We start from the raw sequence: 21133 nt of genomic DNA, 5'->3' as shown, positions 1-21133 counted from the left end.
TTTAATACTTGTGCATTAAGACACAATTCGTGCAAATCTGTGGTATAGATGATGCTGGACGTGGTCCTATGTTGGGCCCATTAGTAATAGCTGGAGTGTTAATTGATAAAAAAAATATGAAAAAATTAAGCGCATTAGGTGTAAAAGATTCAAAAAAACTTACTCCTAAACTACGTGAACATCTATACAAAAAAATTATTGAAATCGTAGATGATTATTATATTGCAAAAATTTCTCCTAGATTAATTGATGCTAGTGTAAAGAAACACTGCCTAAATGGTTTAGAGGCAAAATACATGGCAAAAGTAGTTTCAAAATTAAATCCGGATATATCATATGTGGATTCCTGTGATGTAAATCCCACTAGATTTGGAAAAGAAATCTCCAAACTATCTGACAATCATAAAATTAGATCATATCATCGCGCAGATAGTAGATTTGTAGTAGTCTCTGCTGCATCTATTCTTGCTAAAGTTACAAGAGATAAAGCAATTGCAAAGTTAAGAAGAAATCATGATTTGGGTAGTGGGTATCCTTCAGATTCTATAACAGTGAAATTTGTGACTAAATATTATAAAAATAATCATGCCCTGCCTAATTTTGTGCGTAAAAGCTGGAAACCCGTTCTAAAAATAACTGGAAATAATTAATTTTTATATTTTGCAATTACCATTGCATGATCTTTATCATATGGATGCAAATCAATTGATTGCAAGATATCAAAATTCTTTTTTAGCTTCTCAGTTTCCTCTTCAATAATTCTTCTTGGTGATTTTGTAACATCAATACTACGTGTCTTGATGACTAAAAAGAAATAACCTCCTTTTTTTAGATACATCTCACAATTATCTAATGCAATTTGTGTTTGATCTGGTTGTGCTATGTCGACATATATGATGTCTACTTTTCCAAAGACTGAAAAATATTCTTTTGGTTTTCTTGCATCTTGTAATATTGGAATGATGTTTTTTCTATATGATGCGACTCTATCGAGAAAATCTCTTGCCACTCTACTCGCATGTTCTACACCAAAAACTATTCCACTAGGACCTACAATATCTGAAATGTGACTAACCGTAGTTCCAGTTGAGGCTCCTAAATACAGAACTATACTTTTATTTTCAAATGGGAAATATTCAAGATCATTCATTATAGCTGCTGCTAATTTACTCCTAAATGCATCCCATAATCTATATTCTACTCCTTTTTTGATAATTAATTTTTCTTTATACACTTGATTTCCTGGAACTAAATTTTCAGTAGCTAGTTTTCTTTCGCCTTCTGATTTTATCCAAAAATATGATTGATTATCTTCTTCCAAACTTCTTTCTCTTTTTATTTGAACCTGATCTTTCATTTCTTGAACCGCCTTCTTCTCTTCTTCTATCTCCACCTTCTCTTCTTCTATCTCCACCTTCTCTTCTTCTATCTCCACCTTCTCTTCTTCTATCTCCACCTTCTCTTCTTCTATCTCCACCTTCTCTTCTTCTATCTCCAAAGCCCCTTCCTTCACGCCTAAATTCTTGGGGTTTTCTCATGTATTTCTCAGTTGGATTTTCATACTTTTTTCCAATCTCATCTACTCTGATGTTGAGTTTTTCAAGAAGTGTTTGGTTTAGTCCTTCTCCGTAGACATCTACTCTCGCAGCAATTACGGCTTTGGCAGCAACTGCTCTGGCAATTTTTCCTCTTTGCCATCTGGGAGCTGCATGAACCATAGCATGCTGGAACAATAATCCGTGCTTTGGAGGTTGAGAACCTGTCTTCAATGATCTAAACAATGCTTTTTCAGCTCCCAGTACTTGGATTGTACTGGCAGGTAATGATGCCAATCTCTTGAGACTTCCAGCTCTTCCTAAAATTCTTGCACCTACTGCACTTCCAAGAATTGCTGAAAGATTTGGTGCAATTTCTTGCATGGCAGTTTCAACATGCTCTTCAAGTTTTTTACGTAATTCATGAAAATCTAAAATTTGTTTTGCAATTGATTGAACTATAGCTAAATTGACATCTGAAATATCTCCTCCCCTACTTTTTGAAGAAATTAAAGTCAACATCTCTACTTTTGATTCTGGAAACCCTGCTTCTTCAAAAACTTGTTTTGTTAATGATTCTCGTTTTCCAGCAAGAACAATTTGTGCATATCCATTAATGCTGTCAATAATGTTATCTAATTCTGGAAAGTGTAATCCATACCATTCCCGAAGTCTTGAACTTAGACCATTTGCAATCTTGTCAATCTCATCTAATGAATTAATTGCTTGAATGATGTGAAGATCCGGACTTTCAGAAACCTCTGTTACTTTGGATGATGAAATTCCCAAAGCAAACTCTCTTAGTTTTCCTAATGTGTCTTGTAAATTAGAGGCAAAGCCAGAATCTACAATAATTTGTGGTTTTGTTGCTTGAACATTATCTAATTGTGCTGCATCCATCAAATAACAATCAATTGAATGTTTTTTTAAAATTGCAAGTAGTGCTTCATCACTAACGGAGACTCCTCTTTGAATTGAAGCTAAATAATTGATTAATTCATTAAGTTTTGATTCTTTGTTTTTTACTAAAAGATATTCTTTAACTGGATTTGAGAAAGGAAATGATTTTTCAAGCTTGTCATCATTGAAAACTGAGATTCCAAATTCTGTTAATATCACAGAATACATGACTAGTTGATTCTAAATCACCTTTAAAAAAGGTACCAGAATCGTGAATCAACTATTATATTCGAAACCAAGTTCATTATTCAAAGTGGAAACCAGTCTTGCAACTTCCATAGGTCAAATTCAATTAGATAGGCCTGTAATGCTTGCATCTGGAATTTTAGGTATATCTTTGGATGTTTTTAATCGATTATATCGTTCAGGTGCTGGTGCAGTTGTAACAAAATCACTTAGTACAGAACCATGGGAGGGTTATCCAAATCCAACAATCTTTGGCGTAAAAGGTGGTGGTTGGATAAATGCTGTAGGCCTATCCAACCCTGGAGCTCCAAATTTTGCTAAAATGATTGAACCAAACCAAGATGTTCCAATTGTAGTTAGTTTGGTTGGCTCAATTCCTGAAGATTTTGAGTTTATGATAAAACAATTTGAAAATTGTAAAGTTACAGCATATGAGCTAAATTTATCCTGCCCTCATGTTGCCAAAGTTGGTTTGGAAGTTGGCGATGATCCTGAACTAGTTAGAAAGATTGTAACTACATCTAAAAATTCAACTGATGTTCCTATAATTGCTAAAGTCGGTTTAGGAACTACTCATTATCTTAACACTGTAGGCACTGCAATAGATTCTGGAATTGATGCCATTACTGCAATCAATACTGTTAGGGCTATGGCTATTGATGTTGAAACACAGCGACCTATTCTTAGCAATAAATTTGGTGGATTATCTGGAACTCCAATCAAACCTATTGCGTTGAGATGTGTGTATGAGATTTCTTCAAAATATGACATTCCAATTATTGGATGTGGTGGTGTCTCAACTTGGGAGGATGCAGTAGAGTTCTTCTTGGCAGGTGCATCTGCAATTCAACTTGGAAGTGCGGTTGGTGATAATTGGATAAATGTATTTGGTGAAATCAATAATGGTATTCTAGAATACATGAAAAGAAAAAATTATTCTTCAATAAAGGAGATGGTGGGTCTTGCAAAGAAATCATAATCATACAACAATTGTCACAATTGAAAAAGTAATTGATGAAACACCTACTGTTAGAACTCTGGTTTTTTCTGATGATGTAATGTCAAATGTACTTCCTGGACAATTTGCAATGGTTTGGATTCCCGGAGTTAATGAATTACCAATGAGTGTAATGATTACTAGAGAACCTGGAAAAGCTGCATTTACTGTGAGAAAACATGGACCAGCTTCAACTGGATTATTTAATATCAAAGAAGGACAACAGATTGGAATTCGCGGTCCTTATGGAAATTCATTTGATCTAAAAGAAGGAAAACTTTTGTTAGTGGGTGGTGGAACTGGTCTTGTTCCAATGATGCGATTGCTTTCATTTGTAAAACCTACAGATGATGTTACTGTTCTGATAGGGGCAAAATCAAAAGATGAAGTTTTCTTTGAAGAATTTGCAAATAGCATGCTGGAGAACAATTCTCACAAAGTACTCGTTTCAACTGATGATGGAAGTTATGGCGAAAAAGGCTTTGTTACTGATTTAGTTGAAAAACTAGTCAATGAATCTCATTTTGATGGTGTGTATGTGTGTGGGCCAGAAATAATGATGTATAAAACTGTCCAATCTGCACATTCAAGGAACATGTTTGTCCAAGCAAGTCTTGAGAGAATGATGAAATGTGGTGTTGGAATTTGTGGAAGTTGCTGCGTTGGTGAAGACCTAGTATGCAGGGATGGTACTGTCTTTGATGGTGAGCATCTTTCTTCAAACAAGGAATTTGGTCATTTTTACAGGAATAAGGCTGGAATTTTAGAAAAATATTGAATTTCGCTAGCAAGGTTTAAAATAAATCATAAAATTATTTCCTTGAAGGATATGGGAACTCCGAAAATTGTTTTAACTGCAGACAGAACTTTAATGTCTCCATATCGAGGACTTTCATTAGCTACCTTTTTTGGATGTGCACCTGCACTTGACCCTAATCGGGATAAAAGCAGTTTTTGGTACAAAATTCTTGGAAATCAAGTAACCCCAAAAATTCTGTTTGATTTTATTTGTAATTATATTCCTCACACAAATGGTGTTGCAAACTATGCCCCATACGGTTTGAGAAAATTAGAAGCCGGTTTACTCCGAGATGGATTTAGCAGACAAGATGTAGTTGTAGCTCATCCTGATCACATTGAAAAATTCATTGGCCCTCAAACTGAAGTTGTTGGAACTTATGAAATGGATCCTCTTGGAATGGGTCCTGTAACAATGACATTTACTTATGGTAGAAAACAAACCTCTTATGATGAATTTTACAATGCTGAATTACATCATAGAATCAAAGCTGCTAAATTAAAAACTGGTAGTAAGGCAAAAGTGATTTCCGGTGCATCTGGAACTTGGCAATACAATTATGATCCAGAAAAAATTGAAGAGTTTGGAATCTATGCAATTCTAGAGGGAGAATTGGGTGGAATTGCACCTGAAATTGACGGACATGCTGGAAGATTCTTCAATTATTTGATTAATGGTGAATTTGAAAATATGGATCCTTTCAGAAAGAGAAGTGACTTTAAAGTCAACGTAAAAGAATTTGAAAGAAATGGTAAAAAAATCCATGGACGATTTGTTAATTTCTGGGATAGACCTGAACTAGAAGAAATTCCTGACATTGTAGAACCAAGTATGCATGGAATGGTAGAGGTAATGCGTGGTTGTGGTAGAGGTTGTAAATTCTGTGATGTTACATTAAGATCATTGAGATACTATTCTCCAGAAAAAGTCAAAAAAGAAATTGAAGTTAACATTAAGAAAGGTGGCTCCAAGTCTGCTTGGATTCATAGTGATGATATCTTTGTTTATGGAATGGATCCTAGAACCGCAAAAGGAATGGAGCCAAACAGAGAAGCTCTTGAAGAACTATTTACAGCAATCATGTCTACAGGAGTTGAGCACACAAATCCCACACATGGTACATTGGCAGGAGCAATTGCTGATGAAAAATTAATTCCAAATCTTTCTAAAATTATCAAAGCAGGACCTGACAACATGATTGGTGTTCAAGCTGGATTTGAAACTGGCAGTCTTAGACTAATTGGTAAATACGCTGATAGAAAATTAGCCCCTTATGATCCATCTGAATGGCACTGGGTTGTAAAAGAAGGTGTTAAGACATTAAATCAGGACTATTGGATTCCTGCCTTCACATTAATTATGGGTCTTGATAATGATGAAACTCCTGAAGACTCTTGGGAGACAATTCGTTTACTCAGTGAACTAGAGCATGAGCAACCTGATTCCATGTTTACTGCAACTGCACTAACCTTCGTTCCTATTGGATTGCTAGAAAAATCTGATTTCTTTAATATCGGAAATGAAATGACTCCTGCTCAGCTTGGAGTTCTATACAAGACATGGCAGCACAATTTCAAATATGGTATTCAAAAATTCATGACCAAAACTGGTTCTAAAGGACCTCAAAGATACTTCTTTAACGCCATTGCAAGATCTCTTGGCGGTGTTCCATTAGGTGCCATGGAGAGATATGCACGTAGAAAGAGTAAGGAACACGAACAAGTTATTGAGACTGTAAAGGCCAAATACTGGTAGTCATACAAATACATAAATTCACTAATTCCTATTTTATAACATGGCAACACACGGTTCACTTACCAAAGCAGGTAAAGTGAGAGGACAGACACCAAAGGTTGAAGGAAGAAAAATTGTAGGTACTAGCTCTAGTCTAAGAAACAAAAGTAACTTCAAAAAACGATTTGTCCTAGGTAGATTCCCTGGACAGAACAAACCAGGACAAAGAAGAAAGCGACGTTAGTCAATTTTTACTAAAATTTATCATTTTACGATCTAATTCTAAAACAGGTTCTGTCAAGCCTGCGGTTGGTAATTCAGGCGTAAAAAGTCGGTTGATGAGAATTTAGGCGGTACCGCACTAGGCGTAATAGCGATCAATATGTGAAACATCAACGTTTCACCATTTGTAGAATATTTTTATCAGTAACCTCCTTAAGTCACATCTTTCAAATTTGGATATGCGTGTATGGATTAAAGGCATAATCATATCTGCAATAATTAGTGCTGGTATTGGTGCTAGTTTCTATTATCTTAGCACCCTTCAATAATTATCATAATTTTTTCTTCAATTTTGTGTAAGTATCCAAGTATCCAAGTATCCAAGTATCCAAGTATCCAAGTATCCAAGTATCCAAGTATCCAAGTATCCAAGTATCCAAGTATCCAAGTATCCAAGTATCCAAGTATACTTAGTGGAAATGAAGGTTTAACTTTTGTAGCGGAGTGGAAATGAAGGTTTAACGATTTGGTTTGGTTATTTTTGGATGATTTTTGATAGTTTTTTGTTGATTTTTGATGATTCATGAAGATTCTTGTTTTGTCAAATAACATAGTGTGTAAGATCTAGAAATTCTTCCATAATTATATAAGTGAGAATTGTAACATGAAAAATACATTGGCAGCAAGTAAAGCATCCTATACAATATCCCCACTTAGTGAGGGATATATTGGAAAGTGCGATATTAATCCAGAGATATCTGTGTATGGAAAAACAAGTGAAGACGCATTAGAAAAAATTAAGGGCGCAATTACAGAATATGAGAAAGTATTCAAAAAGGCAGCGAAATAGTCAATAACAGCACTTTCTTCTCTTCTTTTGATTGGCAAAAAAAAGATACAAACAACATCGTGTTCTTGCAGTTTTAGAACAACTTGGATTTAAAATTCTGAACCCAAATTCTGATGCACCCGTTTTTTATTTACAGCATAGACAGGATCGTTCAAGTATCGTTTCTATTGATAGATATGAACAGGATTTTCTTGAGGATTATTTGGAAGCAAAATTTGAACCTGATTTAATTGACTTCACTATTTTCAAATATCTTTACGATAAATCTAAAGAAAAAGATATTCGAAAAAATTCAAAAAAATAATTATTCTGCTACGTTATTTTTAGCATTCTGAATCAATGTAATCCATTTATTGTCCCCGTTAATTGTAATCCCACATTTCTCACTTGGCGTCATTCCGTCTAATGCAGAATGTGGACGAAAATAATTATGAAAGATTTCAAAACCTTTCAAAATTGGCGTATCTTTTTTCTTGACTCCTCTCATTACTTTCTCTCTATCTCTAAATTCTCCATTCCATCTTTCCATTTTATTATTATTGTAATCTTTTTGCAAGTGAATATGTCTGATGTGTAAAGTTCTATGTTGCCTTTTCAATGTCCAAAATTCTTTCTTGTATGCTTGATGATATGATTCTAATCCGTCTGTGATGAACACTTTGGGTTTGGTTTGTGTAACTTGTTTTGATTTTTGTAATAGACCTCTTGCATCATGACCTTCTTTTCTATCTGCTACTTCATGTGCAATTAAGTAACGAGTCTCATCATCAAGCATTGCAAAAACATATTTCAAATCACCACGAATCTTTACATAGACTTCATCGGCTCTCCATGCATCACCGACTTGTGGGGTAATTTTATCAATGTATGATTCCATTAGTTTTGTGTATTTTTGAATCCAGTTGTAAATTGTCTGATGTGTTACGTCCATTCCTAAGAATCTAAGTGATTTAGCCACGTTTCTTAATGACTCCCCTGAAAAGTAGAGTTGCATGGCAGTCGTGATTCCTTTAGGATTATGCTTCATTTTCTCAAAGCCTAGATTCATTGAAAATGTTCTGTGGCAGTCTGAACACGAGAATCTTTGAATTACTGTATGCTTGTTCTTACGAATGCCGTATTTCTTGATGTTTTTACCCTTGCAGAATCTGCATGAATCCACACTTACAGGCTCGATTGTAACCTTGTTTCTCTCTCGTACTTCCTCTCTGATTTTGAGGGAAAATTCTATTGCGTGAATGTGCTTACAGCATACTTTACGGAATCTATGGTCTGGACAGTCACAATGCCATACTCCGTCTGATTTAATGACATGATAATCTCTGTTAGTAGTCTGTGAATGTACCTGATAGTGATAATCTGAAATTCTGATTAAATCTGATTTTAGTGCTATCTGTTTTCCTTTTTCTTGTCGTGGGTTGGGTTCTCTTTCCATATTTGTTATTAGGTACCTAATTATATAAACATTTAGGTACCTAAAGATTAACATTCAATTTATTAGGCACCTAACATAATTGATAATATGAAACTACAAAAACAACTTTCTCGAAAGGTAGGTAATGAAGAATATGCTAAATGGGTAGTGGTAATTCCACCAGAAAAAATTAAAGAATTAGGATGGAAAGAAGGTGCCGAATTAGAAATGGATTCTAAGAAGGATCGTCTTGTTGTGAAGAAGAAATAATCTTAGGCAATGTTTTTAAATTTTCCAATGCTTGATTGATTTTATTTATTTGTATGTCTGAATAATTTTTCATAGTTTCTAATTCTGATTTGTTTGCCGTACGAGCTGGATATTGTTGAATAAGATCATTAACATCTTTACCCTCTTCTTCTATAATTTCTGGAATAAACCAAACTTTTGGATTTCCACCAACTGAATCCTCTAACTTAAATTTTGTAATATAATCAACAAGGAAATAACCTACTTTTGCAAACTCCATCATTGTCATTTTTTTATTCCATAATTCCTTCAGTAAAAATGAACCATATGGAACACCCGAACCAATTGCAATGTATTCTTTGATTGGTTCTGCCACTCCACCAGAAGTTACAATGTTGAACAGTTTTGATTTGCCACCAGTCCCACGTAACCCAATTAATAACTCCATTCCATCTGCCCTCCCATAATATCTTCTATGAATATCTAAAGTCCTATCTTCTGAATAATTAATTAATTCTTCAATATTTGTAATGTCCTCATTCTCAATTTTGAGTTTTATTTCATCATAAAATCTATCAATAATACCTCTTGTGCCTGCACCACCCATTATCACACTTGGAAAAACTTCAACTAATTTCTCATGATAAGATGGTGTACTTCCACGAAGAAATTTTTGGTCACTTACTAAAACTACTCCATCGATACATGATGCACCCAAAATATAGGTCATATCAAAAGTATTCTTTCGGTACCTAATAAAAGATCTGTAGGTTTGATTTTTACTCATTTTCCACTCCAATCAACCGATTTTTTACAGGTCATATTTTCCACCGCAGATTTGACAGAACCCTAAAACAGGTTCTGCTAACTTGTCGAGACCCAACAAAAAACTCAATGGAAAACATTTTCCAAGTCAACACCAAGCAAAACGGAGACTTGATCAGGCATGAATAACAATATTAGAAAAATGAGTAAGTTAGAATTGATCCCAGATCACAAAAAAATTGACAAGGGGGGGGATCAACGTATTCTCGAAGGTCAGACATGTAGTCTGATGAATGAGAGAATTACCGAAAATATCGTAAGAGAACATTTCAAGAAAGATGCATTAGTTAAAGATTCCAAAGTCATAATAGAAGAACAGGATTCAATAAACCCAAGAATTAACAAACTACTCAAAAATGCATCAAAGAAAGGATTAGGTAAAGGTAAACCTGAATTTATAATTTCTTTTAAAGATGAATCCAATTTGATTATTGTTATCGAATGTAAAGCAGACATAACTAAACATGAAAGTAAGAAAAGAGATAATTATTCAGAGTATGCAGTTGATGGTGTTTTACTATATTCATCCTTTCTTTCTAAAAGTTTTGATGTTATTTCTATTGCAGTTAGTGGAGAAACAAAAAAAGAATTGAAAGTATCTCAATTTCTGCAAATACGTGATACTTTTGAAGCCAAAGATTTTCTTGGGGTTGATTTATTGTCATTAGAAAATTACTTAGATGAATACAAAAATGATGAACATAAACTTCATCAAGATTTTAACGATTTAATGGTATATTCAAAACAACTCAATGAAAGATTACATAAATTAAAAATTAAAGAATCTATACGCAGTTTGTTAATTTCAGGTATTTTACTTGCTCTTAGAAACGAGGTATTCAAAACATCTTATGAAAAACATAAGAAGCCAAAGACTCTCAGTGGAAGTTTGGTGACAACAATTTCTGAAGAATTGAAAGAAGGGAATATACAGGATATGAAGATCCAAGATTTAGAAAGAGAGTATTCTTTCATTAGACATCATGAATCGTTTGTTTCAGATGTTAATATTTTAAAAGACATCATAAAAGACATTGACACTAACATTCACAGTTTTATCAAAACGTACAAACATGATGTACTTGGTCAATTTTATATTGAATTTCTTAGATATGCTAATTCAGATAAAGGATTAGGAATTGTTCTCACACCCCCACATATTACCGATTTATTTGTAGATCTTGCAAAAGTGAACAAGGATTCAATAGTTTTTGATAATTGTTGTGGTACTGGTGGATTTTTGATTAGTGCAATGAATAAGATGATTGATGATGCTAAAGGAAATAATGTAAAAATCAAAGATATTAAGAATAAACAAATTATCGGTTTTGAATTTCAAAATGACATATTTGCTTTAGCATGTTCAAATATGTTTATTCATAAAGACGGTTCAAGTAGTATATTCAAAGGAGATTGTTTCAAACCAGATTTTATTGAACAGTCTAAAGAAGATTTTAAAAAGAAAACAGGTTCAGAAATGAAACCTAATGTGGGTTTTTTGAATCCGCCGTATAAAAATATAAAATCTGACACTGAAGAATTTGAGTTTGTATTAAATAATTTGGAGATATTAGAACCAAATGGTACTTGTATTGCAATCATACCCATGAGTTGTGTTACTGCAACTGAAGGACATTTGTTAGAACTAAAGAAGAGATTGATGGAAAAACATACTTTAGATGCAGTTTTTTCAATGCCTAATGAATTATTTTTCAATTCAAATGTCGGAACTATCTGTGCAATTGTAGTTTTCAAAGCACATCAACCACATCCTAAGAATAAAGAAACATTTCTAGGATATTGGAAAGATGATGGATATGTAAAAACAAGGCGTTTTGGTAGAGCCGATTATAATAACAAATGGGAAAAAATTAGAACTCAATGGTTAGATGAATATGAAAATAAAAAAAGAACCCCCTATTGTTTTACAAAGTTACTTACACCTGAAGATGAATGGTGTGTTGAAGCATATATGCAGGTAGATTATTCTATTCTAAAAGAAGATGATTTTGTCAAATCCATAAAAGATTACGTTTCATTCAAACTTGCAAACAGTGATTAAATGAAAATATCCAATAATCAAGACAACAAATTTGATTTAAATGTAAAAAATTGGAAAGAATTCAAAATTGATGATTTGTTTACTATGTATACAGGGGGTGATAAACCTAAAGAGAATGATCCAAAACACAAGGATGGTGTTTGGGTAAATTCCATAGAAAATCTCACAACAAATAATGGGATTAAGGGTAAAGTACGATATGACGGAAATAAAAAATTCAAGAATTTCATATCTGTTGCTTCAATAGGGGTAAACACAGGGCATGCTTTTTATCAATCTGAATTAGGTGCTGTATTTACAAGAGTGAAGGCGTTAGTTCCAAAAAAAGATACAAAGTTAAATCAATACACTGCTATTTTCTTAATAACTCTATTCAGGTTAGAAAAAATGAAATATTCTTATGGTAGAATTTTAGATAGTGCAAGATTACATAGTATGATTATCAAACTGCCTGTGGATGATGAAGGTAAACCTGATTGGCAGTTTATGGAAGATTATATTCATAATATTGAACAAAAAAAATCTATTAAACTTACAATACCTGAAAAATCATTTCATCAATTAAATCTAAAATTAAGTGATAGAAAATGGGAATATTTCAGATATGATAAATTGTTTTCAATTGAAAGAGGTAAAGGTCAAGGTGCACAAAAAAAAGATATGGATGAAAATGGAGAAACCCCGTATATCACATCTCTTGAAAAAAATAATGGTTTGACTGGAAAGTTGAATATCAAACCTGAACATAGGGGTAATGTAATAACAGTCAATAGAGATGGCAGTGTAGGAGAATCATTTTATCAACCATTCCCATTTTGTTCCACAGAAGCAGTTCATGTATTTGTTCCAAAATTTACATTAAATCAGTTTATTGCAATGTTTTTGATTTCTTTGATACGTTTAGAGAAATTCAAATATAATTATAGTAGAAAATGGAGTCTCGATAGAATGAATAACTCCATAATCAAACTGCCTGTGGATGATGAAGGTAAACCTGATTGGCAGTTTATGGAAGATTATATCAAATCCCTACCATATTCTAACAATCTAAAATAATCCAATTGATCATTTTTTCAACTTATTTTCTATCTCAATGACTTTTTCAGATAGATTCTTTTTCTGTTGTTTTAATTGTCCTAATTCCAGTTTCAATGCTTTCTTTTCTGATTCTGGATTTGATAATAGACCACAATAGATTGCTTTCTTCTTCCCATCCTCAGAAATTATGTAGTAAAGATAGTCCTTACCCTTAATGTTCTTGATGTTACGTGATCCCATTACTCTATCGAAACATTTTCTACTTTAATAAAGTTATACTACTTTGATAACTAACTATATATTCTAGTTATACTACCAATATAGTATAACAATGAATCCAAGAAAACAACGAGCAAAACAAATGATGGAATCATCAGGCTATGCTTCACAGTTTGAATCAAACAGATTCAAGGTTCGTTCACAAACTAATCCTAATACATTCTACATCGTATCAAAGACTGATAACGGTCTAGTTTGTGAGTGCAAAGACCATTCAGTTAGAAAGGCAGACTGTAAGCATATCAAAATTGTATTGGAATTAATCATGAAAAATAAGTGTTACAGAAACAATGTATTTAGAATCATGGAACGTTCTCAACTTAATCTTTGCAAATATTGTGATTCAGGCAGAATAACCAAAAAAGGAACTAGAAAGAACAAGAACTGTACAGTTCAGATTTTCAAGTGCCTTGACTGTAAAAAGAAATTCTCAGCAAATCATGGATTTGAGAAAACAAGATTTGATGTAAATACGATTACAGGTGCTTTGCAGATGTACTATTCTGGAATGTCAACACGTGATATTTCAAATCACTATGAGATGATGGGAATTGAAGTATCTGATGTTGCTATATACAAATGGATTTGTAAATACTCTACAATGGTTTCAAAGTATCTAAACGAGATTATTCCAAGAACTGGAAATTGGGTTAGGGCAGATGAAGTATGGATAAAGGTTGCAGGCAAACAAAAATATCTATTTGCAAGCATGGATGATGATACAAGGTATTGGCTTGCTTCTGATATGGCAGACACAAAGTTTCAACATAATGCAGATAATTTGTTAAAACTCACAAAAGAGGCGATAGGCAAAAATCCAACTCAATTCATAACAGATGGATTGCCAGCATATAGAAAATCCTCAAAGAGGATATTTGGCAAAAAGACACAACATACTAGACATATTCACATTCAAGGTGATATGAATAATAATAAAATGGAACGTCTCAATGGGGAGATTAGAGACAGAGAAAAAGTGTTTAGAGGTCTAAAGAAAAAAGATACTCCTATAATTGATGGAATGAAAGCATATTACAATTTCACAAAGAAACATGGTGCTTTGAAGGGAAAGACCCCATCAGAGGAAGCCTTGATAAAAGTAGATGGAAAGAACAGGTGGAAAACCATAATCCAAAACGCCAGTTTACACAAGGCAAATTCTAACTAGGAATGAAACTCAATTTGGAGAAGATCTATATTTCAGGTCTCGACAAGTTAGCAGAACCCTAAAACAATACTCTTATAAAGTACTGGTACCGTACCATACGGTATGGAAGATTTAAGATTAGATAGTTTAGAGGGCGTAGGTCCTGTAACCACAAGAAAATTATCCGATGCAGGTGTCCACAACGTCATGGACCTCATCGTCAGGGGTCCTGTAGAAATTGCAGAAATAACTGGAATGGAAAAGGACACTGCTGAAAAAATTGTCAATAAAGCCAGACAACACTTAGTTGATGGGGGATTAATTGCCAAACATTTTGTTAGTGCAAGTGAAATTTACAAACACCGACAAAGCATTGGTAAAATTACAACTGGTACAAACTGCCTTGATACATTATTTGATGGTGGTCTTGAGACTCAGGCCTTAACAGAAGTTTATGGTGAATTTGGTTGTGGTAAAACACAATTTGCTCATACAATGTCTGTAATGGTTCAAAAAACCAAAGAAGAAGGCGGTCTTGAAGGCAGTGTTTTGTATATTGATACTGAAAATACTTTTCGACCTGAAAGAATCGTATCCATTGCCAAAGCTCATGACATGGATCCTGAAAAAGTTCTAGATAACATCATAGTTGCTCGTGCATATAACAGCGCACATCAAGTATTGATTCTAGAAGAAGCCGGTCCTATAATTGAAGAAAACAATGTTAAACTAATTGTTGCCGACTCTGCAGTTGGATTGTTCCGTGCTGAATATCTCGGAAGAGGAACATTGTCAGTCAGACAACAAAAACTCAATCACTTTGTTCATTTGTTATCAAGGATTGCAGAAACATACAACTGTGCTGCAATTGCCACCAACCAAGTTATGGCATCACCTGATGTCTTCTTTGGAGATCCAACACGACCTATTGGTGGAAACGTAGTTGCACATACAAGTACCTATAGAATCTACTTTAAGAAATCAGGTAAGAAGCGAATTGCTAGAATGGTAGATAGTCCTCACCACCCTGAAGAGGAAGTAATCTTTGCTCTAGGCGAAGCAGGAGTAATTGATCCTGAAGAAGCTGAGAAAAAGACGAAAAAGACTACCAAAAAAACAAAAGCAGCAAAAGAGCCTAAGGTAGAGGCTACAGTAGAAACACCTGAAGTCGAGGCTACAGTAGAAACACCTGAAGTCGAGGCTACAGTAGAAACACCTGAAGTCGAGGATGTTGTAAAATCTACAGTAGACCCTGAATTAGATGATTCAGAACCAATTGAAGAGTAATTCTTCTCCTTTCTCTTCAATTCTTTTTGAATTTTCTTTTATTTTCAATATTATTGATTAAATTATAATATCATTTGAGACTGTCAATACATAATGACTGATCTATATCGATTACTTCCTGAAGAGATGGAGCAATTAGTAATTGACATGGGCTATCCTAGATATCGTGCAGATCAAATTTTACTTCCATTATATTACAAATTCCCTAAAGACATCAACGACATACCACAACTCCCAAAAAAATTAAGACAAGAACTTGTTGAATCTGGATACACTATTGGCTCTGCAAAAGAAACTCATAGAGTTGTAAGTGATGATGGTGAAACAACAAAACTTTTGCTTGATCTAAATAATGATAATGCAGTAGAAACTGTTCTAATGCAATACCCTTCATCAAAAATTGGAGGCCATCCAAGATCAACTATTTGTGTTTCTACACAAATTGGTTGTGCAATGGGATGTGTATTTTGTGCAACAGGACAGATGGGTTTCAAAACAAATCTTGCTGCAGAACATATTGTATCTCAAGTAATTCATTTTGCAGAAATTTTGGAAAAACGAGGAGAGCACGTAACGAATCTAGTGTTTATGGGAATGGGAGAGCCAATGGCAAACTATGACGAGATGATTAGAGCAATACGAATTCTAACACATGATAGAGGATTTGGACTTGGACAACGACACATAACAATCTCTACAATAGGCATTGTATCTGGAATCGATAAACTTGCAGAAGAAAATTTACAAATTGGTCTTGCTATATCGTTACATTCTCCAAACAACAAGTTAAGAAAAGAACTTGTTCCAACTGCAGGACCTAATTCTGTTGAAGATATCATTGATGCAGGCAGACGTTATTTCAAAAAAACTGGAAGGCGTGTGACATTTGAATATGCTCTGATGGATGGAATCAATGATTCCCCTGAAATAGCAGAGGAATTGTCTAGACTTTTGAAAGGGAATGGCTCTCATGTCAATCTGATTCCAATTAATCCTACAGCAGGCGATTTTAGACGACCATCAACAAACAGAGTCTATGAATTTGAGAGAATTTTAACGAATGCAGGAGTAAATTGTACAATACGGGTTGAGAAAGGAACTGAGATCTCAGCTGCTTGTGGTCAACTTAGAACTGATATTATTGGGTGATTTTTCCTAAATCCTGTTCTAAGTCTTAAAATAGGGCTTTCGGAGATTTGACACTTAATGGCAACTAAGAAATCTCATGGTCGTTCACATGGATTTAAGCACAAATCAAGATCTGTTATGAAAAAAGACTCTCCAAGAGGAGTCTCATTCTTGTTACGTGAATACCAAGAAGGTCAGCAAGCCCTTGTCATTATTGATCCTAGACAACATAAAGGACTACCACACAGAAGATATCACGGCAAAGTAGGTCGTATTACAAATGTTGGTAGACGTGCAATCACACTTGATGTCAAATTAGGTGAAAAAACGAAAACCTTAATCACTAGATTGGATCACATTAAACCATTCGGTGTATGATATGGAAGAAGTACAAAAGAAACAAGCCATTTCTCTTTCAGAAGTTAAAGAAATCTTAGGTAAAGTTGATCCTGAGGATATGGATCAAATTCAGCGATGGACCTATGATTATGTTTCAAAATTTGCAACAATCGAATCAAAAGATGCAAAAGAAATGAAGAAACAACTCATCAAAGAATGTGAACTAACAGAAGATGAAGCTGTTGAAATTGTAAACATTAGACCAACCAGTTTAGCTGAACTACGTTCATTTACATTCGGCTGGAAAAAACTAATTCTTGCTGAAACTCTAGAAAAAATGCTCAATATAATCAAGGGGCATTCCTAAGTTTTTCGGAGAATTTTATTTTGTATAGGGCACAATCCCCACCTAGAAAATATGAGGAACATGCTTATGTTTTGGATTTTAATCCTCGAGGGAAATCATCAACTGTGAGAGGACGGGAAGGAATTATCGTTACAGCAATTGGAGAAGACCGTCTAACTCTTTTAGAAATTCTTGGAATTCCAAATTCTACTTTTGAGATAGGTGAGAAAATCTATATCGGAAAAGATGGCAGAACTAAGGTTCTATCTGTATTGGGAAAGATGGAGTATGAAAAGATATCATCATCTGCACAAAGCGAATTGCCAACTGTTGTAGAAAACATTGTAACTAATAATGAATCTAAATTTGTAGAGTATCTCAACAAAGCACAACCATTAACACCAAGAATTCATGCTCTAGAGTTGATTCCTGGAATTGGAAAGACCTACATGAAAACAATGCTTGAAGAACGAGAAAAGAAAAAATTTGAAAGCTATGCTGATTTACAAGAAAGAGTTGGATTCAAAGAACCAGTTAAACACATTTCTGAGCGAATCATGGATGAAATAACTGGTGAAAGCAGAATGAATCTCTTTGTAAAGAGATGATAAAACGAAAACGTTTCGGACAACACTTTCTCAACTCAAATCCTATAGCACAAACCATTGCTTCTGAGGCTAAAATTACAAAAAATGATGTTGTCTTTGAACTGGGAACAGGATTAGGAATTCTGACTCCACTATTGTGTAAGAATGGAAAAAAGGTAATTTCAGTTGATGTAGATAAGCAGCTAACCGAAAATGCAAAATCAAAGTTTTCAGACATTGATAATTTAGTTTTAAAATCCGGTGATGGCTTTAAGGCAAAAGATTCTTTCACAATCTTTGTCTCAAATCTTCCATATTCTAAGAGTAAAGACGCAATAGAGTGGCTTGCAGAATCTTCTTTTTCCCATGGAGTGATAATGGTTCAAAAAGAATTTGCAGAGAAACTACTTGCAAAATCATCAAAAAAACGTAAGGCAGTAAGCGTCATAGCTGATTACTCTTTTGAAATAAAGGTTCTCTCAAATGTTGGAAAAAACAATTTTTCACCTCCTCCAAAAGTTGACTCTGTAATTTTAAAAATTGTTAAAAAAAATGTAATGAGTAAGGATCTAATCCAAACAATCAACAAAATTTTTTCATATAGGAGAAAGACTGTAAAAAATATTTTAAAACAGTTCAATAAAGAAAGTGAAATAGATAAAAGAGTCGATGATCTTTCTGGAGATGAAATAATTAATCTTGCAAACCAAATTCTTAAAAAATGAAGAATATCCTCCTTCAGAGGATACCTTCTTCATTGTAAAAAACATTGAAGATGAAAAAGGAGACTGTGCTTTGGATATTGGTAGTGGCTCTGGATATCTGACAAAATTACTATCTAAGAATTTTTCTCTTGTAGTTGGAACTGACATTAATTTTGCAGTACTAAAGGATCAAACCTACAAAACACAAAACCTTGTTTGCTGTAGTGGCTCTGATGCACTAAAAATAAAATTTGATTTCATTGTATGCAACTTACCCTATCTTGCAACTGATGAAATACTAGATATTGCAACAGATGGTGGTGCAGAGGGATTTGAGATTCCAAAGAAAATATTTGATTCTGTAATTAACAATATTGCAGAAAATGGAAAATTTGTGTTTGTTACATCGTCGTTATCTAACTATCAAAAATTAATTGACTATGCTCAAAAATTAGGCTTGAAAACGCGAATTATGGCAAAAAAGAAATTATTCTTTGAGGAATTAATTCTGGTAGAGGCTACTAACTAATTATTTTCTTAGATTATCTTTTGCATATGTGATAATTGCATCTGTCATTTGTGTAGTTGATGCATTACCTCCGATATCCCATGTTACTGTTTTTCCTTCATTGATGACTTGATATGTTGCATCAAATATTGCATCTCTGATATCTTTCTCACCAAGATATTCTGCCATCCAAGCTCCTGATAGAACAGTAGCAGTGGGATTCACTTTGTTCTGTCCTGCAAACTGCGGTGCACTTCCATGTGCTGCTTCAAACATTGCAAAATCATCCCCCATATTTGCTGAATAAATTAATCCAATAGAACCTACCAATCCTGAAGCTAACTCTGAAATAATATCCATAAACAAATTAGTACTTACAAGAACTGCGCCATTGAACTGCTCAGGGGCAACTACCATTTGCTGTGCCATGTTATCAATGTAAATCTCTGATAATTCTACATCTGTTCCCTCGACTGCTTTTTGAGCACAATTCCAAAAAATTCCGTCTGTTTCTTTTAGGATATTTCTTTTTGTAATTGCAACCATTTTTTTCATGTTGTTTTGTTTTGCCCATTTCAGTGCAGAATTTAGGAATCTGTCACAACCTTGTCTTGTAATTTTTCTAATTGCAATTGCTGCGTCTTCGTTAATCCTTGCCTCAACACCTGTGTACAATCCTTCAGTTGCTTCTCTAAAACACACACAGTCTAGTTTTCTATTGGGTGTTAATCTATCATAAGTTTTAGTTGGTCTGATGTTAGAATATAATTCAAATTTTTGACGCAGAGTAACTGCTACACTTCTTGGAGCTCCTGGAACTGGAATGGTTGTAGTTGGTCCCTTAAAGCAGGCATCAGATTCTTCTAAAATCTTGATTGTCTCATCTGGGATGTATGATTTGTCTTTTCTTCCATTTTTGTCCCATTGCTCAGAGCCTGCCTCACAAAGAATAATCTCTGATTGAGTATTGCATTCTTTTAGAACTTTGAGCATTGATTCTACAACTTCAGGACCAATACCGTCTCCTTTCATTACTGCAGCTTTTTTACTCAAAACTGAATATTTTCGAGGAGTTTATTATTTAATTCTACCTTGAAAATCATTTTACATCTACATATTTTCTATAGTGATAATTTAATACCTGATTTGTCCAAACAATCTCATGCAAATAGTTCAAATCTCTGATCTGCATGTTGGCTCTCAATTTTTACAAGACAAATTTGATACTCTAGTTTCTGAAGTAAATGAACTAAAACCTGAAGTCATTGTAATCACTGGTGATTTAACAAATGAAGGAATGATGAAGGAATATGAAAAATGCAAGTCAATGTTGGATAAATTTAACACAAAAAAAATTATTGCAATTAGTGGAAATCATGATTATCGAAACACCGGTTATCTATTATTCAAAAAATTCTTTCCATTTGAAGCTGTAAATGAGATCAGTGATGATGTAGTTTTAGTTACTGTTGGAACAGCAAGACCTGATAGAAATGAAGGTGAAGTAGGTTACAGGCAAAATTTGTGGTTGGAGAGAACCATGAAAAAATACAAAGATAAAGTAAAGATTGTTGCAATGCATCATCATTTAATTGCGATTCCAGACACTGGGTCTGATCAACTAACTGTTGTTGATGCCGGAGATGTTTTGCGTACTGTTTTAGATACCAAAGTTGACATTGTTTTATGTGGACACAAGCATAGACCATGGGCTTGGAATTTTAGAACCTTGACAGTAGTAAATGCAGGAACTGCTACTTCTGAGCGTGTTCGCGGTTTCTTTGAAAACACCTATAACATTCTCACAATTACTGACAAAAAAGTTCATGTGGATCTCAAAATAGTAGGTGGAAAAAGACTTCCAATTGATGAAATCGTTAATAATTATAGTCAATTTAGCGACGAGTGAATTTATTTACAGATTAATTCTAGGCATA

Annotated in this window: 26 protein-coding genes; 19 read left to right on the top strand and 7 right to left on the bottom strand. The window is 34.0% G+C overall.

Features of this window, described 5'->3' with window-relative positions; all coding sequences use genetic code 11:
• Nucleotides 1-29: 29 nt before the first annotated feature.
• Nucleotides 30-650, top strand: a complete 621-nt coding sequence (gene rnhB / locus C6990_RS10015; RefSeq protein WP_182130966.1) for a ribonuclease HII — start codon at nucleotides 30-32, stop codon at nucleotides 648-650.
• Here rnhB and C6990_RS10010 read toward each other — a convergent pair.
• A complete protein-coding gene (locus C6990_RS10010) occupies nucleotides 647-1357 on the bottom strand; it encodes a fibrillarin-like rRNA/tRNA 2'-O-methyltransferase (RefSeq protein WP_182130964.1) in 711 nt (236 codons plus the stop codon). The two genes, rnhB and C6990_RS10010, sit on opposite strands and share 4 nt — an antisense overlap.
• Nucleotides 1308-2663, bottom strand: coding sequence for an NOP5/NOP56 family protein (locus tag C6990_RS10005; RefSeq protein ID WP_182130962.1), 1356 nt, complete (start codon nucleotides 2661-2663; stop codon nucleotides 1308-1310). The genes C6990_RS10010 and C6990_RS10005 overlap by 50 nt, the downstream gene beginning before the upstream one ends.
• Nucleotides 2664-2706: 43 nt before the next feature.
• Between C6990_RS10005 and C6990_RS10000 the strand changes: the two genes are divergently transcribed.
• Genes C6990_RS10000 through C6990_RS09985 form a run of 4 tightly spaced genes read left to right on the top strand, consistent with a single transcriptional unit; the run spans nucleotide 2707 to nucleotide 6455 of the window.
• Complete coding sequence (locus C6990_RS10000; protein ID WP_255465428.1) at nucleotides 2707-3660, top strand: dihydroorotate dehydrogenase; 954 nt, start codon at nucleotides 2707-2709, stop codon at nucleotides 3658-3660.
• Complete coding sequence (locus C6990_RS09995) at nucleotides 3644-4456, top strand: dihydroorotate dehydrogenase electron transfer subunit (RefSeq protein ID WP_182130960.1); 813 nt, start codon at nucleotides 3644-3646, stop codon at nucleotides 4454-4456. The genes C6990_RS10000 and C6990_RS09995 overlap by 17 nt, the downstream gene beginning before the upstream one ends.
• Nucleotides 4457-4507: 51 nt before the next feature.
• Nucleotides 4508-6232 (top strand): B12-binding domain-containing radical SAM protein, encoded by a 1725-nt coding sequence (locus C6990_RS09990; protein WP_182130957.1) that lies wholly within the window; start codon nucleotides 4508-4510, stop codon nucleotides 6230-6232.
• 40 nt (nucleotides 6233-6272) lie between these two features.
• On the top strand, nucleotides 6273-6455 hold the full coding sequence (locus C6990_RS09985; protein ID WP_048115322.1) for a 30S ribosomal protein S30e: 183 nt from the start codon (nucleotides 6273-6275) through the stop codon (nucleotides 6453-6455).
• A 290-nt stretch (nucleotides 6456-6745) separates the two neighbouring features.
• On the opposite strand, the gene C6990_RS09980 is transcribed toward C6990_RS09985, so the two are convergent.
• The gene (locus tag C6990_RS09980) at nucleotides 6746-6889 is read right to left on the bottom strand and encodes a hypothetical protein (protein ID WP_182130955.1); all 144 of its coding nucleotides are present in this window, start codon (nucleotides 6887-6889) and stop codon (nucleotides 6746-6748) included.
• Nucleotides 6890-7097: 208 nt separating this feature from the next.
• On the opposite strand from C6990_RS09980, the gene C6990_RS09975 reads away from it, so the two are divergent.
• On the top strand, nucleotides 7098-7283 hold the full coding sequence (locus C6990_RS09975) for a hypothetical protein (protein ID WP_182130953.1): 186 nt from the start codon (nucleotides 7098-7100) through the stop codon (nucleotides 7281-7283).
• 31 nt (nucleotides 7284-7314) lie between these two features.
• A complete protein-coding gene (locus C6990_RS09970; RefSeq protein ID WP_182130951.1) occupies nucleotides 7315-7587 on the top strand; it encodes a hypothetical protein in 273 nt (90 codons plus the stop codon).
• Here C6990_RS09970 and C6990_RS09965 read toward each other — a convergent pair whose 3' ends face one another.
• Nucleotides 7588-8718 (bottom strand): IS6 family transposase, encoded by a 1131-nt coding sequence (locus tag C6990_RS09965; protein ID WP_255465422.1) that lies wholly within the window; start codon nucleotides 8716-8718, stop codon nucleotides 7588-7590.
• 87 nt (nucleotides 8719-8805) lie between these two features.
• On the opposite strand from C6990_RS09965, the gene C6990_RS09960 reads away from it, so the two are divergent.
• Nucleotides 8806-8967 carry an AbrB/MazE/SpoVT family DNA-binding domain-containing protein gene (locus C6990_RS09960; RefSeq protein WP_182130949.1) on the top strand — a complete coding sequence of 54 codons (162 nt, stop codon included), beginning with the start codon at nucleotides 8806-8808 and terminating at the stop codon, nucleotides 8965-8967.
• On the opposite strand, the gene C6990_RS09955 is transcribed toward C6990_RS09960, so the two are convergent.
• The gene (locus C6990_RS09955; RefSeq protein WP_182130947.1) at nucleotides 8933-9676 is read right to left on the bottom strand and encodes an Ntn hydrolase family protein; all 744 of its coding nucleotides are present in this window, start codon (nucleotides 9674-9676) and stop codon (nucleotides 8933-8935) included. The genes C6990_RS09960 and C6990_RS09955 overlap by 35 nt on opposite strands.
• Nucleotides 9677-9892: 216 nt before the next feature.
• On the opposite strand from C6990_RS09955, the gene C6990_RS09950 reads away from it, so the two are divergent.
• Entirely contained in the window at nucleotides 9893-11833 is a 1941-nt protein-coding gene (locus C6990_RS09950) for an HsdM family class I SAM-dependent methyltransferase (protein ID WP_220463382.1), read from the top strand.
• Nucleotides 11834-12889, top strand: coding sequence for a restriction endonuclease subunit S (locus tag C6990_RS10915; protein ID WP_220463381.1), 1056 nt, complete (start codon nucleotides 11834-11836; stop codon nucleotides 12887-12889).
• 9 nt (nucleotides 12890-12898) lie between these two features.
• Here the strand turns inward: C6990_RS10915 and C6990_RS09945 are convergent, their stop codons facing one another.
• Nucleotides 12899-13111 carry a hypothetical protein gene (locus C6990_RS09945; protein ID WP_182130945.1) on the bottom strand — a complete coding sequence of 71 codons (213 nt, stop codon included), beginning with the start codon at nucleotides 13109-13111 and terminating at the stop codon, nucleotides 12899-12901.
• Between the two features lie 91 nt (nucleotides 13112-13202).
• Between C6990_RS09945 and C6990_RS09940 the strand changes: the two genes are divergently transcribed.
• The 8 genes from C6990_RS09940 to C6990_RS09905 all read left to right on the top strand — a co-directional run bounded on the left by C6990_RS09940 (nucleotide 13203) and on the right by C6990_RS09905 (nucleotide 19217).
• Nucleotides 13203-14318: a DDE-type integrase/transposase/recombinase gene (locus C6990_RS09940; RefSeq protein WP_182130943.1), complete on the top strand. Its 1116-nt coding sequence runs from the start codon at nucleotides 13203-13205 to the stop codon at nucleotides 14316-14318.
• 102 nt (nucleotides 14319-14420) lie between these two features.
• Nucleotides 14421-15584: a DNA repair and recombination protein RadA gene (gene radA, locus C6990_RS09935; RefSeq protein WP_182130941.1), complete on the top strand. Its 1164-nt coding sequence runs from the start codon at nucleotides 14421-14423 to the stop codon at nucleotides 15582-15584.
• A gap of 93 nt (nucleotides 15585-15677) precedes the next feature.
• Nucleotides 15678-16733, top strand: a complete 1056-nt coding sequence (rlmN, locus tag C6990_RS09930; protein WP_182130939.1) for a dual-specificity RNA methyltransferase RlmN — start codon at nucleotides 15678-15680, stop codon at nucleotides 16731-16733.
• Nucleotides 16734-16790: 57 nt separating this feature from the next.
• Nucleotides 16791-17090, top strand: coding sequence for a 50S ribosomal protein L21 (locus tag C6990_RS09925; protein ID WP_182130937.1), 300 nt, complete (start codon nucleotides 16791-16793; stop codon nucleotides 17088-17090).
• Between the two features lies 1 nt (nucleotide 17091).
• Nucleotides 17092-17418: an RNA polymerase Rpb4 gene (locus tag C6990_RS09920; RefSeq protein ID WP_182130935.1), complete on the top strand. Its 327-nt coding sequence runs from the start codon at nucleotides 17092-17094 to the stop codon at nucleotides 17416-17418.
• Nucleotides 17419-17438: 20 nt separating this feature from the next.
• Complete coding sequence (locus tag C6990_RS09915; protein WP_182130933.1) at nucleotides 17439-18005, top strand: DUF655 domain-containing protein; 567 nt, start codon at nucleotides 17439-17441, stop codon at nucleotides 18003-18005.
• Nucleotides 18002-18709 carry a 16S rRNA (adenine(1518)-N(6)/adenine(1519)-N(6))-dimethyltransferase RsmA gene (gene rsmA, locus C6990_RS09910; protein ID WP_182130931.1) on the top strand — a complete coding sequence of 236 codons (708 nt, stop codon included), beginning with the start codon at nucleotides 18002-18004 and terminating at the stop codon, nucleotides 18707-18709. The genes C6990_RS09915 and rsmA overlap by 4 nt, the downstream gene beginning before the upstream one ends.
• Nucleotides 18684-19217 carry a HemK2/MTQ2 family protein methyltransferase gene (locus C6990_RS09905; protein WP_182130929.1) on the top strand — a complete coding sequence of 178 codons (534 nt, stop codon included), beginning with the start codon at nucleotides 18684-18686 and terminating at the stop codon, nucleotides 19215-19217. Before rsmA ends, C6990_RS09905 begins: the two co-directional genes overlap by 26 nt.
• Here C6990_RS09905 and C6990_RS09900 read toward each other — a convergent pair whose 3' ends face one another.
• Complete coding sequence (locus tag C6990_RS09900; RefSeq protein ID WP_182130927.1) at nucleotides 19218-20249, bottom strand: isocitrate/isopropylmalate dehydrogenase family protein; 1032 nt, start codon at nucleotides 20247-20249, stop codon at nucleotides 19218-19220.
• A 109-nt stretch (nucleotides 20250-20358) separates the two neighbouring features.
• Here C6990_RS09900 and C6990_RS09895 point away from each other — a divergent pair, with 109 nt between their 5' ends.
• Nucleotides 20359-21105 carry a metallophosphoesterase family protein gene (locus tag C6990_RS09895; protein WP_182130925.1) on the top strand — a complete coding sequence of 249 codons (747 nt, stop codon included), beginning with the start codon at nucleotides 20359-20361 and terminating at the stop codon, nucleotides 21103-21105.
• The last annotated feature ends 28 nt before the right edge of the window (nucleotides 21106-21133 follow it).

Origin of the sequence: Nitrosopumilus sp. b3, assembly GCF_014078525.1 — an archaeon.
Lineage (GTDB): Archaea > Thermoproteota > Nitrososphaeria > Nitrososphaerales > Nitrosopumilaceae > Nitrosopumilus.
The sequence above is the reverse complement of the archived record's forward strand: the minus strand, read 5'-3'. Positions and strand labels throughout refer to the sequence as shown.

Excerpts from the sequence above, each read along its gene's own strand:
- C6990_RS09940 (WP_182130943.1), top strand. The coding sequence starts at position 13,203 with ATGAATCCAAGAAAACAACGAGCAAAACAAATGATGGAATCATCAGGC.
- C6990_RS09895 (WP_182130925.1), top strand. The coding sequence starts at position 20,359 with ATGCAAATAGTTCAAATCTCTGATCTGCATGTTGGCTCTCAATTTTTA.
- rsmA (WP_182130931.1), top strand. The coding sequence starts at position 18,002 with ATGATAAAACGAAAACGTTTCGGACAACACTTTCTCAACTCAAATCCT.
- C6990_RS10915 (WP_220463381.1), top strand. The coding sequence starts at position 11,834 with ATGAAAATATCCAATAATCAAGACAACAAATTTGATTTAAATGTAAAA.
- C6990_RS09920 (WP_182130935.1), top strand. The coding sequence starts at position 17,092 with ATGGAAGAAGTACAAAAGAAACAAGCCATTTCTCTTTCAGAAGTTAAA.
- rlmN (WP_182130939.1), top strand. The coding sequence starts at position 15,678 with ATGACTGATCTATATCGATTACTTCCTGAAGAGATGGAGCAATTAGTA.
- C6990_RS09965 (WP_255465422.1), bottom strand. The coding sequence starts at position 8,718 with ATGGAAAGAGAACCCAACCCACGACAAGAAAAAGGAAAACAGATAGCA.
- radA (WP_182130941.1), top strand. The coding sequence starts at position 14,421 with ATGGAAGATTTAAGATTAGATAGTTTAGAGGGCGTAGGTCCTGTAACC.
- C6990_RS09950 (WP_220463382.1), top strand. The coding sequence starts at position 9,893 with ATGAATAACAATATTAGAAAAATGAGTAAGTTAGAATTGATCCCAGAT.
- C6990_RS09985 (WP_048115322.1), top strand. The coding sequence starts at position 6,273 with ATGGCAACACACGGTTCACTTACCAAAGCAGGTAAAGTGAGAGGACAG.
- C6990_RS10010 (WP_182130964.1), bottom strand. The coding sequence starts at position 1,357 with ATGAAAGATCAGGTTCAAATAAAAAGAGAAAGAAGTTTGGAAGAAGAT.
- C6990_RS09955 (WP_182130947.1), bottom strand. The coding sequence starts at position 9,676 with ATGACCTATATTTTGGGTGCATCATGTATCGATGGAGTAGTTTTAGTA.
- C6990_RS09975 (WP_182130953.1), top strand. The coding sequence starts at position 7,098 with ATGAAAAATACATTGGCAGCAAGTAAAGCATCCTATACAATATCCCCA.
- C6990_RS09960 (WP_182130949.1), top strand. The coding sequence starts at position 8,806 with ATGAAACTACAAAAACAACTTTCTCGAAAGGTAGGTAATGAAGAATAT.
- C6990_RS10005 (WP_182130962.1), bottom strand. The coding sequence starts at position 2,663 with ATGTATTCTGTGATATTAACAGAATTTGGAATCTCAGTTTTCAATGAT.
- C6990_RS09925 (WP_182130937.1), top strand. The coding sequence starts at position 16,791 with ATGGCAACTAAGAAATCTCATGGTCGTTCACATGGATTTAAGCACAAA.
- C6990_RS09945 (WP_182130945.1), bottom strand. The coding sequence starts at position 13,111 with ATGGGATCACGTAACATCAAGAACATTAAGGGTAAGGACTATCTTTAC.
- C6990_RS09990 (WP_182130957.1), top strand. The coding sequence starts at position 4,508 with ATGGGAACTCCGAAAATTGTTTTAACTGCAGACAGAACTTTAATGTCT.